Source organism: Paenibacillus sp. DP01, from assembly GCF_044784315.1.
Classification (GTDB): Bacteria; Bacillota; Bacilli; order Paenibacillales; family Paenibacillaceae; genus Paenibacillus; species Paenibacillus polymyxa.
In genome coordinates this window covers 4,163,864-4,177,679 of the sequence record NZ_CP173059.1, presented here as the reverse complement: position 1 = coordinate 4,177,679, position 13,816 = coordinate 4,163,864, and the positions used below count along the sequence as shown (strand labels likewise).

8 protein-coding genes and 1 pseudogene are annotated in these 13,816 nt (G+C 47.0%); 6 read left to right on the top strand and 3 right to left on the bottom strand.

Going from position 1 to position 13,816, the window contains the following annotated elements:
* Positions 1 to 3 precede the first annotated feature (3 nt).
* From ACH59B_RS18290 to ACH59B_RS18275, 4 genes are all read left to right on the top strand, one after another.
* Complete coding sequence (locus ACH59B_RS18290; RefSeq protein ID WP_019688262.1) at positions 4 to 1,782, top strand: SulP family inorganic anion transporter; 1,779 nt, start codon at positions 4 to 6, stop codon at positions 1,780 to 1,782.
* 515 nt (positions 1,783 to 2,297) lie between these two features.
* Positions 2,298 to 3,923 carry a S8 family serine peptidase gene (locus ACH59B_RS18285; protein ID WP_025365563.1) on the top strand — a complete coding sequence of 542 codons (1,626 nt, stop codon included), beginning with the start codon at positions 2,298 to 2,300 and terminating at the stop codon, positions 3,921 to 3,923.
* Between the two features lie 539 nt (positions 3,924 to 4,462).
* The gene (locus ACH59B_RS18280; protein ID WP_016818697.1) at positions 4,463 to 9,976 is read left to right on the top strand and encodes a S8 family serine peptidase; all 5,514 of its coding nucleotides are present in this window, start codon (positions 4,463 to 4,465) and stop codon (positions 9,974 to 9,976) included.
* Positions 9,977 to 10,161: 185 nt separating this feature from the next.
* Positions 10,162 to 10,512 carry a hypothetical protein gene (locus ACH59B_RS18275; protein WP_016818698.1) on the top strand — a complete coding sequence of 117 codons (351 nt, stop codon included), beginning with the start codon at positions 10,162 to 10,164 and terminating at the stop codon, positions 10,510 to 10,512.
* Positions 10,513 to 10,520: 8 nt separating this feature from the next.
* Here ACH59B_RS18275 and ACH59B_RS18270 read toward each other — a convergent pair whose 3' ends face one another.
* Entirely contained in the window at positions 10,521 to 11,108 is a 588-nt protein-coding gene (locus ACH59B_RS18270; RefSeq protein ID WP_016818699.1) for a hypothetical protein, read from the bottom strand.
* 221 nt (positions 11,109 to 11,329) lie between these two features.
* Here ACH59B_RS18270 and ACH59B_RS18265 point away from each other — a divergent pair, with 221 nt between their 5' ends.
* Positions 11,330 to 11,701, top strand: coding sequence for a DUF4190 domain-containing protein (locus ACH59B_RS18265; protein ID WP_016818700.1), 372 nt, complete (start codon positions 11,330 to 11,332; stop codon positions 11,699 to 11,701).
* Between the two features lie 93 nt (positions 11,702 to 11,794).
* A pseudogene (locus ACH59B_RS18260) lies at positions 11,795 to 11,989 on the top strand (hypothetical protein); the annotation flags it as partial.
* Positions 11,990 to 12,133: 144 nt separating this feature from the next.
* On the opposite strand, the gene ACH59B_RS18255 reads toward ACH59B_RS18260, so the two are convergent.
* On the bottom strand, positions 12,134 to 12,286 hold the full coding sequence (locus ACH59B_RS18255; RefSeq protein WP_017426780.1) for a DUF1540 domain-containing protein: 153 nt from the start codon (positions 12,284 to 12,286) through the stop codon (positions 12,134 to 12,136).
* Positions 12,287 to 12,583: 297 nt separating this feature from the next.
* Positions 12,584 to 13,771 carry an enoyl-ACP reductase FabV gene (gene fabV / locus ACH59B_RS18250; RefSeq protein WP_017426781.1) on the bottom strand — a complete coding sequence of 396 codons (1,188 nt, stop codon included), beginning with the start codon at positions 13,769 to 13,771 and terminating at the stop codon, positions 12,584 to 12,586.
* Positions 13,772 to 13,816 lie beyond the last annotated feature (45 nt).

Below are 13,816 nucleotides of genomic sequence, written 5' to 3'. Positions count from 1 at the left end.
GGAATGAAGTGGATAGGAAGGTTCGAAGGCTATAACGCAGGGGCTTTACGAAAGGATCTAATTTCTGGAAGCATTGTAGCGATTGTGGCCATCCCGCTCGGTATGGCGTTCGCCATTGCATCGGGGGTAAAGCCGGAATATGGTCTGTACACAACCATTGTAGCGGGGATTTTGATTTCACTGCTGGGTGGGTCCAAATTTCAGATCGGAGGACCTACGGGTGCGTTTATTCCAATTTTGCTGGCTATTGTCATGCAATACGGCTATGAGAATTTGCTTATAGCAGGGTTTATGGCAGGCATCATACTCATTTTAATGGGTGTTTTAAGGCTGGGGGCATTGATCAAGTTCATTCCCAAGCCCGTAACCATTGGCTTTACAGCGGGGATTGCCGTGACGATCTTCAGTGGTCAGATTGCTAACTTTCTCGGTTTGCGTGGGGTAGAGCGACATGAAACTTTTCTGCCTTCGATGGCAGAGCTCGTCCATCGACTTCCTTCACTCAATGTGTATAGTATCCTGACAGCTTGTATCTGTCTTGCTGCGCTTATTCTAGTGCCTAAAAAATGGCCCAAGATACCTGGATCACTGGTCGGCCTGCTCTTGTCAACGTTGGTGGCAGCTTTGCTTTTTCCAGGGCAGGTGGCTACGATTGGCTCTGCTTATGGCGCAATTCCGGCATCATTGCCTGAGCTGCATATTCCTGTGATGACGTGGGAATTGATCGTGAAGCTGTTGCCGCCAGCACTTGTTATAGCGATGTTGGGGGCTATTGAATCGCTGCTTTCAGCGGTAGTAGCTGACGGGATGACGGGAACCCGGCATAACAGCAATCGCGAATTGGTTGGACAAGGGATTGCTAATTTGCTGACACCACTGTTTGGCGGCATTCCTGCGACAGGTGCCATTGCCCGTACGGCCACCAATATCCGCAACAACGCGGTTTCTCCTATGTCAGGCATTGTGCATGGGATCGTGGTGCTCCTCATTCTGGTGCTTTTTGCACCTTATGCATCTAATATTCCGTTGGCTAGTATGGCACCGGTATTGATGGTAGTCGCCTGGAATATGAGTGAGCGCAAGCATTTTGCGCACATTCTCAAAACACGGACAGCGGATTCTATTGTGCTGGTCGTCACCTTTTTGCTGACGGTCTTTACGACGTTGACAACGGCTGTGGAGGTAGGTCTGATTCTGGCAGTTGTATTGTTCGTCAAACGTATGAGCAGTACACTTTCAGTCGATAAGGTGCTTCCTGACCCTTCTGTGAAGCATGAAAAAGTAGGCGCACATATGGTCACAGAGCAGCATGATTGCCCACAGGTGGCTATTTACAATGTGGAAGGCCCCCTATTTTTCGGTGCAGCTTCGACGTTGGAGAACTCAGGTGTAGGGGGACAGACTGGCCACCTGCAAGGGATTTTGTTGTTGCGAATGGGAAAGGTCCCTTTTATGGATATGACGGGAGAAGCTAACTTTACCGCATTAATTCACAAGTACCGGAAGTCTGGTGGGACAGTGCTTGTGTCCGGACTCCAGCCCCAACCGCTGGAGTTACTGCGGAAAACCGGATGCTACGACATGATCGGACAAAATCATTTTTTCGAACATACAGGAGAGGCCCTTACGGCAGCTCTTGCAATGGTGAATCAGGAGCGATGCAGGGGATGCAGGCAAATGGCTTTTAGAGAATGTACGAGCCTGTGTCGCAGAACCCAGGAAACTAAATCTTCCTTTCCAGAAGCCGTTTCGGTTCCCATACCTGTAAATAGCGGCAGATAGCATTCTTCTACATTTGCTGCTGATTGCCTCCTAAAACCTCTTTTATTTTCGAAACAAATGCGAGTTTTCTCGGTGCATTTGGTTGCGGATTATAGAAGAGGTTTTTCACTTCTTCAAGAAAAAAAGGAATAAAATTCAAAAAAATGCTTGAATATCTGTTTTTATGACACTATACTAGATTCAAAAGATACCAAATGATTCATTCTTTTGTTTTAAATTGTATTTTAATAATATGCTTATCAACCTCCTCGATCACTTCTAGTATCTTACCCTACCCTTTTCTTCATTTTTTTCACTTACTTTCTTCCAGACTTGTCCACAGTTCTGAATTGAATGTCGTTCCTTGCGGTCTGCACCAAAGGTTATTCACCTTAGAATACGACCTATGGATTTCACCCCAGTATCTATATTTTTAAAGGAGGTGAGTACCAGAGGCTATTTGTGAGCTTTTGACGCTGCTGTCGGAAGGTTGTCTTTGAGAATCAAAAAAACCAAGTAAAGGGAGATTAAAAGTATTGATTAAGTCGAAAAATATCAAAAAGACACTGTCGGTCGGTTTTACCGCTATTCTTGCTTTTTCTCTGATTTCTCCGGTGTATGCAGATTCCAGCACAACCTCCTCAGCAGGAGCATCGTCGATTTCCGCCAAGGTTTCAGCCAAGCTGAACCAGCAATTCAGCGCCAGCGAGTATGTCACCTATCTGGTTAAATTAAAAGATCAAGTAGACACGGAGTCTGTTGCCAAGCACGCTTTTCAGAAGGCTTCTGCCGAGCAGATTTCCCCCGCTGCTGCTAAGCTATCTGTACGTACAACGGTTGTAAACTCTCTCATGGATACCGCAGAAAAAACTCAACAATCCGTGGAAGAATACTTAAAGAAGGAAGTCAATAACGGAAACGTCAAAAAATATAAGAGTTACTTTATCGTAAACGCATTTGCGGTAACCAGTACCAAAGAGGTCATGGAAAATCTCGCCACCCTACCTGAGATCGACAAAATTTTACCAGATGAAAAGCGCGAGTTGCAAAAGGTAGAAATCGATAAGGATACCCAGCCGATAGGGGAGCAATCAACAGCAGGCCAAGCAGTGGCAGATCAAACTGCTGTTGACCCGGCTGTGACGGAAGAAAATGCACAAAAATCGGTGCAAGAATCCGTGTATAAAGATGCAGTAACGCCAAGTCGTGTGGAGTGGAATATTTCTAAGATTAAAGCACCACAGGTGTGGGCCAAAGGTATTGATGGCAAAGGCATTGTCGTTGCCAATCTGGATACAGGTGTTGAATATACTCACCCGGCATTGAAAAGAAAATGGCGCGGGCTGAATGCTTCCGGTCAAGTCGTCAATCCAGAGCTGAGCTGGTATGATGCGGTTAATGGAGCATCGCTGCCAACAGATTCCCATGGACATGGTACACATACGATGGGGACAAGCGTTGGCTCAGACAGCAACGGTACGAATCAAATCGGTGTTGCTCCAGGGGCAAAGTGGATTGCCGTACGAGTATTCAATCCAGATACCACAGATTCCATCTTGCTGGATGGTGGGCAGTGGATTCTTGCACCTGTAGATAAAAACGGCAAAAAGCACCCTGAGCTTGCACCGGATGTGGTGAATAATTCTTGGGGCGGTGGACCTGGCCTGGACGAATGGTATCGCCCAGTGACCAAGGCGTGGAGAGCAGCACAAATTTTTCCTGAGTTCTCCGCAGGCAATACAACACTATCAAATCCCGGCGGACCTGGGTCTGTGGCCAATCCGGCTAACTTGCCAGAAGCCTATGCCACAGGAGCCACGGATATCAATAACAAGCTGGCAAGCTTCTCGTTGCGTGGTCCTTCTCCTTATGGCGAAGTGAAGCCAGAAATTTCGGCTCCTGGTGTAAACATTCGTTCCTCTGTACCGGGAGGAGTTTATGAGGGAGGCTGGAACGGTACCTCTATGGCAGGTCCGCATACGGCTGGATTAGCGGCATTACTGCTTCAGGCTAAACCATCATTAACTGTGGATCAATTGGAGGATGTTATTTCGAAAACCGCAACACCGCTGACAGACAGTCAGTATCCGACTTCACCCAACAACGGCTATGGAAATGGTCTGATCGATGCGCTTGCTGCGGTGAACTCCGTACTTAACTAAAAATAATCATAATCATAATCATACAGGTTTAAGAAAGATCCCCGAAAATCCCTTTGGGCGGCTCGTACAAGGATGCATGCACCTGCTAACCGTGTGTTGCACTAAGGCGTAGCTGCTAAAAAGGGGTTTTCCTACATAAATGAATATAAAAGTCATAGAATTTCAAGAAAATTGCAAAAAAATGACTTGTATATCTGTTTTGATAACTTTATACTATCCATAATATATGATTATATATCAATTTTTAATATAAAATGTAATGATATAACATGTTTTTTCCTTCGAAATGCTTCTGCTTTTTCTCCTAGGTATCTACTGAATTTCATCGCTTCTCTATTGGGATTGTAAACTCACCTATGAAGTACTGCCATCTATGAACAGCCAAATATCTTTTTGAGCCTCTCTATAATCTATGAAGGAGGTGGTGGCTAACACATCGTATTGCGCAACCCGCGTGTTTGATGTGCAAGGCATGAGGTCTGACTCTTGTACAGGTTATTCCAGAATCATTAAACCTAGTAAAAGGAGTGGAGAAGTAATTGATTAAACCTAGACGTTTCAAGAAACCGTTATCTATTGGACTCTCTTTGCTTATGGCCTTTTCATTTGTTCAACCCGCTTTGGCGAAAAACACCCCGGATGGCTCTAAGCTGGAGCTGAAATCAGCCTCGCACAAGGTCACGACCGCGAAGGTATCCGCGAAGCTGACCAAACAGTTTGAGGAGAACAACTATGTTACCTATTTGGTCAAATTAAAAGAACAGGTAGATACGAACAAGGTTTCCAAAAATGCTCTTCAAAAGGCTTCACTTGAGAAAATAACACCTTCCGCTGCCAAAATGGCTGTGCGCAGCCATGTGATCAGCTCTCTACGTGAAACGGCTTCCAGAACCCAATACGGGCTTGAAAGTTATTTGGATAAGGAATCGGAGAGCGGCGGAGTAAAGGAATATAAAAGCTATTTTATAGTCAATGCTTTGGCTGTCACGAGCACCAAGGAGGTGCTGGATCATATCTCGAAGCTGCCTGAGGTCGATAAAATTGTACCGAATGAAACACGTTATCTGCAAAAGGTAACGGTTGATAAGCAGCCAGAGGACACAGGCACCAAAGCGGCTGGAACCGCAACGGCAGCAACAGCAGGAACGGCAAAGTCTGACACAGCCCAGAAAGCTGTAGAACCGGAAAAGGGCGATGGCAAAACATCGGCATTGCCCGGTAATACAGGCAAGAACGCTGTGGACCCGTCCACAGTGGAATGGAACATATCCCATATTAACGCACCACAAGTGTGGGAAAAAGGAATCGACGGAACCGGAATCGTGGTCGCCAACCTCGATACAGGCGTTGACTACACGCATCCGGCCCTGCATCGCAAATGGCGTGGTCTGGATGCGGCAGGCAATGTCGTGAATCCAGAGCTGAGCTGGTATGATCCGCATAGTCATGCGGCGCTTCCGGTCGATCAGGAAGACGATTCCCATGGTACGCATACGATGGGCACGATGGTTGGCTCCGAGGAAAATGGAACAAACCGAGTGGGCGTTGCCCCCGGTGCGAAGTGGATTGCGGTGCGAATTTTTAATCCGGAAACGACGGATGCGATTATACTGGACGGCGGTCAATGGCTGCTTGCGCCAAAAGATGCCCAAGGTAATCTTCATCCCGAGCTTGCTCCAGACGTAGTGAACAACTCGTGGGGAGGCGGACCGGGTCTTGATGAATGGTTCCGGCCTGTAGTTCAGGCCTGGCGGGATGCTCAAATCTTCCCCGAATTCTCCGCAGGGAATACCTCCCTCTCCAATCCGGGCGGACCTGGATCGGTAGCCAATCCGGCCAACTACCCAGAATCCTTTGCCACGGGGGCAACCGATATCAATGATAAACTGGGAAGCTTTTCATTGCTGGGACCCTCACCTTACGGTGAGATCAAGCCCGAAGTCTCCGCACCGGGAGTAAATATCCGATCATCCGTAGCTGGTGGCGGTTATAAAGGTGGATATAACGGTACTTCCATGGCGGGTCCTCATGTTGCGGGTCTTGCTGCTCTATTGCTGCAAGCGAATCATTCTCTTACCGTGGATCAGCTGGAGGAAATTCTGGAAAACACAGCTACCCCTCGGACAGATAGTACATATCCTACTTCGCCAAACAATGGATATGGACATGGCGTCATTAATGCGCTTGATGCAGTCGGGTCTGTCATGCAGGGTCTGGGCTCTGTATCCGGTAAAGTCGTAACGGGTGGCGACGATCTGGAAGCGCCTGTTCTTGAGCATACACCGCCTGCAGCTGCATTTGAGGGTATTGATATCCCTTTGACTGCACATGTAACGGACGATGTCGGCGTAACAGCCGTTGAGGCCTTTGCCAAAACAGCGGGTTCGTCAAACTATGTGTATATTCCGTTGGAGCGGACCTCTGGAGACAGCAAAGATGGTACATATCAAGCGTCCATTCCAACCTTTTTGGTGGATAGCAAAGGTTTGGAATACTATATCCGTGTAAATGATTTCGGTAATAATGGTTTTGAAACGGAAGTATATAAGGTGAATGTCTCCAAAGGTGTTAAACCAGGCTACACACAAGACTTTGAAAAAGACATTGCCGGTATTAATATCGGGGGTCAGGGTAGTGTTTGGAAATGGGGAACCCCGACAAGCGGCCCTAAAGGCGCACATTCGGGTACAAAGGTCATCGCGACCAATCTCGAAGGCCAATACCAGACCAACTCCAACAGTTATTTTGTGGCCCCTCCAATTGATCTGACTGAGAGTTCCAAAGGGGCACTGGTCAGCTTCAAGCATTGGTACGATCTTGAAAACAATTCTGATTTCGGCAAAGTGTATGTAGCGACCACAAACAATCAGAATGCGTTTGAGCAGGTATTATCGTTTACTGGCACCAGCAATGGCTGGAAAACACAATATCTTGATTTGCGAGCGTTTGCGGGTCAAAAGGTATACCTCCTGTTCAACTTTACTAGTGACAATACAATCGTGAAAGATGGCTGGTATATTGACGATCTCTCCATTCAGGAACCAGACAGCGTTGCACCTGCTGCCCCTGGTCATTTGACTGCTGAAGCAGATACTGTGGGCAACGTTACACTCGCCTGGGGTGCTTCCTCTGATGAAGATGTGAAGCAGTACAAGGTGTATCGTTCAACCCAGTCCGGTAAAAATTATACTTCCATCGGTACAACCTCTGGGCTGACCTACACGGATACGATCACTGTCGGTGGTGCGACCTATCATTATGCAGTGGCGGCCGAGGATTATAGCGGTAACGAAGGTGTCAAGTCGAACGAGACTTCACTAAGAGTGGACGTGCCGGATACGCTGTATAGCGATCATTTTGATGGCAGTTCAGACAATGGTTGGACTCATTCCGGGACCAAGGATGAGTGGGAACGCGGCATTCCTAAGGAAGTAGGACCGGAAAGCGCAGTGTCCAAACCGAATGTGTGGGCCACCGATCTCGATAGCAACTATGAGAACGGTGCTGATTTTTCACTGGTTTCTCCAAAAATTAATTTGAATGGTATACGCAACGCAACACTGACCTTCAACCACTGGTTTGAAATTGAAGGCGGCTATGATTACGGATATGTAGAAGTGTCCAAAAACAATGGCGACACGTGGAGTGAGCTGGGTAAGTTCTCGCATAATACAAGTGGTAAAAAATGGGCACCTGTTTATTACAATCTGGACAGCTATACCGGCAATGAGATTCAAGTTCGCTTCCGCTTGAAATCGGATAACAGTGTGAACAAGAATGGCTGGTATATTGACGATTTCCGTGTGCTAGGTGTTCCAGCTTCGACAGTGACCAAGGATATCGTACCTGAGTCCAATATCAAGCTGGAAAAAGCAGAAGAACAATTCCCACTGTACAAAATTACAAGCACTGAAAAGAGTGAATTTCAGGAAAAAGTGAAGCCGGCAGAAGCATCAGTGGATCGTGGACGTGTCGGTCTCGACAGTCTTCCAGCTAGTGCTACGGTTACGGTACTGGAAACCGGACGTTCGGTGAAAACAGACCCAACCACGGGCAAATACAGCTTCACTCATGTAGCGGGTGACTATACGCTGAAGGCCGAAGCCTACGGTTACGTGCCTCAGACGAAGGCAGTTACGATTGAAAATAACAAAGTCATCAGAGCAAACTTTAGTCTCCAGGCTGTCCCACACGGTACGATTCACGGGGTCATCACCGACAAGCAATCTGGTGAACCGATCCAAAAAGCGAAAGTATTGGTGCTGGAGGATGCACGTATTGCTCCTGCAGAGACGAATGAGGCTGGAGAATTTACGTTGGACGTGCTGGAAGGAACATACACATTGTCCATCGCAGCCGAAAATTACTATAGTGACAGTATTTCCGTTACGGCTCCTCCAAACGGCAGTGTAGAAGCGAATGTCACGTTGAAGCCTTTCATCGGTTTTCAAGGAGGCATCGCCTATGATGACGGTACAGGAGAAAATGCCAGAGCCTTTAACGCGGCAGGCAATTCATGGGCAGTGAGAATGACACCTGAGTCGGAAGTGGCACAGGTGACAGGAGCATCACTGTTGTTCTGGAACTCTGCTTTCCCGAATCCGGGAGGAACAGCATTCCAATATTCTGTCTATGACGCCTCCGGTGCAGCAGGAGCACCTGGACGTCTATTGGCTGGTCCATTCGACGGAACAGCTGTACGGGATGAGACACAATGGACGACGGTACAGCTTCCAGAGCCGGTGACGGTTCAAGGCGATTTCTATATTGTATATACACAGTCTGCGGTAGGCACACAGTCGCCGGGCCTTGCTACAGATGAAAACAGCCCCAATGCGCTTCGTAGCTGGCAAGGTGTAAGCGGCACATGGAGCCAATCCCCTGAAGAGGAAGGGAACTACATGATCCGGGCGATCGTCAGATATCCGGTCAACGCTCCAACGATTACAACTCCTACGAAGGCAACGTATACGCAGGAGGATACGATTACCGTAACAGGAACTTCTCCGGCAGAAGGGGCTGATATTCAGCTCTTTAACGGCAAAGAGTTGGCTGGCACAACGAAAGTGAAGGATCGTCAGTTCAGTTTGGCGGTCGATCTTCAGCCAGGTGCTAATCCGCTAAGTGTTCAAGCAGCGGTATACGGCAAAGTAACGGATCGTTCCGAGCCGGTGGTTGTAACGCTCGATCAGACTAAACCGGGTCTGATCCTGACTTCGCCTGGTGAGGGAGCACGTACGAACGCAGGTGTGGTCAGTGTAACCGGTACGGTGTATGACGAGTTCCTCAGTGAATTGACGATTAACGGCGAGCCTGCTGAATTCGGAAGCGACGGCAGCTTTAACAAACGTTTGCTTATCAACGAAGGTGAAAACCAAATTACGGTAACGGCCAAAGATCTTGCCGAAAACGAAACGAGTGTTACACGCTCGGTGTATGTCGATACAGCGCTGCCGAAACTTGAAAATATTAGTCCTGCTGAGGATGTACGTATCACTCCAGGGCAGCCGGTACGGGTATCTTTTGACAGTGCATCTGGTTTGGAGGCATCCTTCCATGTGGAGTTGCCCTTTAACCTGTCCACTTTGGCCCGTAATGAAATTCCATTAAATGAAACTTCATCAGGTCACTATGAAGGTATTTATCTCACTTCATCTTCTCTGAACCTGGAAGGCGGAGTCATCGTGATCCGGGTAAGGGATGCAGCGGGGAATGAAGTGGAAACGGAGGCGCCGGGAAGATTGTATGTAACCCATAGTGGAGGAGAGGGCCCTGGTCCGAATCCACCTACATCGAATGAAAAGCCGGTAGCTATTATCCAGGCGAATGACTCAGCCAAGAAGAACAAAAATGTACAATTTAACGCCAAAGCCTCCCGTGATGCAGATGGTGAGATCGTCAGCTACAGTTGGAATTTTGGCGATGGCGATACGGCGGTTGGTTCGAAAGTGAAGCATAAATTCACCACAGCCGGAACGTATACCGTGGAGCTAACAGTGACGGATAATGACGGCGCAAACGGTAAGGCAGTGCACACCATCACGATCCGTTAACAGCAAGTAAGAGCAGGGGATAGAAGATTTTTTAGAATGCAATGCAGGCCCACAGCAAGCCACTGTTAATAGAGGCTGCTGTGGGCCTTTTTGAATTTGTCCAACAGTTCAGGAAGCGATACAATGAATAGTACTCTATAAAGTGAATCGTTTCACAATAATATTTTTTAGCAGGAGAGGATCATATGATTCATTTGGAAAAAGAAAGCGGACGTATCCGTCTTGTACTCGATGCCTATTTTATGGGAGAAGATATCGTTGTGCTCATATCAGGCGGTGATCAGCCTCACTTGGGGACGATTACAGCAGGGGCTAGGCTTGAGCCGATTCAAACCGTGCAATTGCAAAATCACAAGGAATTTTATATTACTGAAGAAATTGCAGTTCGCTTGCGTAAAGAGTTTGCGGGTAACTTCGCCATTTGCTGCGGGACGCATTTGGATCATGCAACCAAGGACGAAATCCGAATGTTGACAGACATGGCTATACAAATGGGAAAAGAGCTCATTGAAGAACTTAATCAAGTACGCTTGTAGGGACCTTTTTAAGTGAACTCCTGAAAGAGTAGATTGCGATAGGGATATTTACTAAAGGGATACTTAAAGAGCAATGCAAATCCATTATCCTCAATGTCTACAGATTTTAGCGCAGAGGATGGAATTAAACTACGGATCATTACCTGAACTGCACGCTGGTCTTGCCTGTTGATCGCTTTGGCTAAGGCAGAAGCAAAGCATTCATTGCGTGCCAATTCGCGATACAGCGGAAAAACGGCTTTGGCAATGGCGCGATGAACCTTCGGTTCAAATGTAAACTGCACCATCCCGGGTGGAATCGTCGTACCGTTCGTATAATAAAGCATTGGTGGCTGAGCTAAAAAGGAAACAAAGTAGCCGATCCCATTCGTGCCTAAGCCTTGCTTGGCGGCAAATGGCGCTACTGAGCAGAGAAGGGATTTCATCCGATCCAAATTACCCTGAACGACAGCTCGTGACCATTGGACGGCAAAAGCACGTCGGGTCGCAATAGCTTTGTAAAATGGCAGCATGGCGGCGGATATTTTCCGAAGTGTCTCTGCATGTAAACGTTGGTGAGGCGAGCCCTTTCTGCGGGATGTTCCACGATATAACATAGCTCCGTCCTCCTTGGCAGGATGCTCTCATGGAGCGCAATTTATCTGTAATAGGTACAATACTGTATGCCCGGTTATCTCAAAAAGTGCTAAGATGCTATGCTGCTACTTTTTAACGTTCTAATTTGAAAAATTGAAATAAGTACTGTCCTGATTTGTAAGATTGTGGTACCCTAGAACTTATATATTGTTATTATAATTATTGGAGTTGAATTAAACAGATGAGTGACTTGTACAAGGAGCCTCGATCTTCCGATCCCTTTCAGGAGCCGAACGATTATAACGCCCCATTTAACCAGCCCCCAGTAGTTCCACCTACAAATAGTAAAGCTGTTGCGTCGATGGTGCTCGGGATTTTATCTGTTGTCATTCCCTATCTTGGGTTGATCATCGGAATTGTAGGTATTATTTTGTCCAGTCTTTCCCTGAAGGAAATTAATCGTCATGGTGAGCAAGGCAGAGGCATGGCTATTGCTGGACTGGTATGTAGTATTATCGGCACACTAATTTATGCACTGATTATCATTTTCTTGGTTATTGTTTTTGTTGTGGCGGCTTCCAGTGGCGACTCGGATATTTTTTCAGACATTTAATGAATTAAAGAATGCTTGAGTCAGACTAACCATTCACGATTTGCCTATTGGATGCTATGATAGAGGGAGTCCAATCAAGGAGAGTGAAGCTGTATGGCACGTACTCAAACACAAAAAGCGTTAAGCAAGGCGAAACGCGCCGGGATCTATTGCGCGGCACAGAGCCGCAAAACGAATGATCATTATGGCGAGATTTCACAGCACACGCGAATGAAGCCGACCAAGCAGGAACAATTACAAAAGGTCAAGCACAAGAAGCGACTCGTTCAGGGTGACGCTTCTTTTTTTTGTCTTAAGCGAAGTCGAAAAACTTCAAGGAAGCTCAAAAAGAACTTGATAATAATTATCATTCTTGTTAGAATCATAAGAAAGAAGGAACCCTGGCAGGGGCTCCTTCATGATAAAGCTATGGTTTGGCTTGAAAACTAAGGACTACTTTGCTTCAAAGGTTTTGCAGTCTGTTTCTTCGGACGTGTGAGTGTTCGCAGGCTTGTTGCTTACAATATAAATGGAGCTTGCGCTGCATTTATTATCCTGAGCCCAGTACGTACATGAGTTGACTTCGCACAGAACGTCTTTTGCCATATTGTTCACCTCCTTATAGGAATGTGATGGGCTGAGCAAATACAATCACAGTCAGTCAAGGTAGGACTTGTCCAGCTGTGTGTACCCTCTTGGTAAGAAGAGGGATTTTGCTATGCCTACTTGTACAATATCAAAACAATTTTAAAATTGCAATGTTTGCGTCATGTTGCAGAGCCAAATAGACACAAGAGTTCCTTTTAATTAAAAAACAAAAGCTGTCCCTATGCAGAACGAAATGTTCTTCTGCCGGAGACAGCTTTTTTATGTTTTTCTAAACGAATGGCGGCACTAAAAGACTTAGCGCACGTTGGGAATATTTACGATGGGATCAATATCAGCATCATAGTCTACACCTTCGAACTCAAAGCCGAACAGCTGGAAAAATTCGCGACGATATCCTTCAAGATCGGATAATTCATAGATATTTTGGGTCGTCAGTTCCTCCCATATGTTTGCAACTTCTGCCTGCACATCCTCGCGCAATTCCCAATCATCAATGCGAATACGACCCTCTTCATCTACAGCAGTTTCTGGGGCGTAAAGACGCTCGGCAAATAGGCGATAGCTCTGTTCTATGCACCCCTCATGCAGCCCTTTCTCCTTCATCACCTTATACAAAGCGGAAATATACAGAGGAACGACAGGGATGGCCGAGCTGGATTGGGTAACGAGTCCTTTGGTGACTGCGACGAAGGCGCGTCCACCTGTGGCTTTCAGCTGGTCGTTCAGTTGGCGTGCTGTCGCCTCCAGATGATCTTTTGCGCTTCCGATACTGCCTTCTCTGTAGATGGCTTGGGTAATATCTGAACCGATATACGAAAAAGAGAAGGTAGTGGCGTTATCAGCGAGTACACCGCCTGCACGCAAAGCGTCAATCCACAATTTCCAATCTTCACCACCCATAACCTCTACAGTCCCCTGTACTTCTTCTTCTGTAGCCGGTTCGAGCGTCACGCTGCTGACTTCACCGGTGTGAAAGTTAACGGTCTTATTCGTATAGGGCTCACCAATAGGTTTGAGCACGGAATTAGACGTTTCGCCTGTGCGGGGATGGGTACGGCGACCTGAAGCAACACTGTAAACCACCAGATCGACTTGTCCCAGTTCTTCACGAATGGCTTCCACCGTTTTGGCTTTGACTTCATCCGAGAAGGCGTCTCCTGTCACGCTTAAAGATTTAAGCCCAGCTTCCTGAGCAGCTTTTTCAAATGCAGCAGAATTGTACCAGCCTGCTGATGCTGTGCGTGTAGCCGTAGCATTGCTAGGACGATATACACCAATTGTATTGGCACGCGCACCGAAAGCGGCCGTAATTCGAGAAGCCAACCCATATCCGGCAGATGCCCCGATCACAAGCACATTACGAGGTCCGTGGATAGCAGGACGGGCTTGTACATAGTCAATTTGCTCCTGAACATGTTGGGCACAGCCCACCGGATGAGCCGTGGTGCAGATAAAGCCACGTGTTCTTGGTTTGATAATCATGTTATTGTAATTCCTCTCTTCTTGTAGCAATCTTCACCCTTACTA

What these genes read in the sequence shown, in the direction of transcription:
- ACH59B_RS18290 (WP_019688262.1), top strand. Translation starts at nt 4, where the DNA reads ATGAAGTGGATAGGAAGGTTCGAAGGCTATAACGCAGGGGCTTTACGA.
- ACH59B_RS18275 (WP_016818698.1), top strand. Translation starts at nt 10,162, where the DNA reads ATGATTCATTTGGAAAAAGAAAGCGGACGTATCCGTCTTGTACTCGAT.
- ACH59B_RS18270 (WP_016818699.1), bottom strand. Translation starts at nt 11,108, where the DNA reads ATGTTATATCGTGGAACATCCCGCAGAAAGGGCTCGCCTCACCAACGT.
- ACH59B_RS18265 (WP_016818700.1), top strand. Translation starts at nt 11,330, where the DNA reads ATGAGTGACTTGTACAAGGAGCCTCGATCTTCCGATCCCTTTCAGGAG.
- ACH59B_RS18255 (WP_017426780.1), bottom strand. Translation starts at nt 12,286, where the DNA reads ATGGCAAAAGACGTTCTGTGCGAAGTCAACTCATGTACGTACTGGGCT.
- fabV (WP_017426781.1), bottom strand. Translation starts at nt 13,771, where the DNA reads ATGATTATCAAACCAAGAACACGTGGCTTTATCTGCACCACGGCTCAT.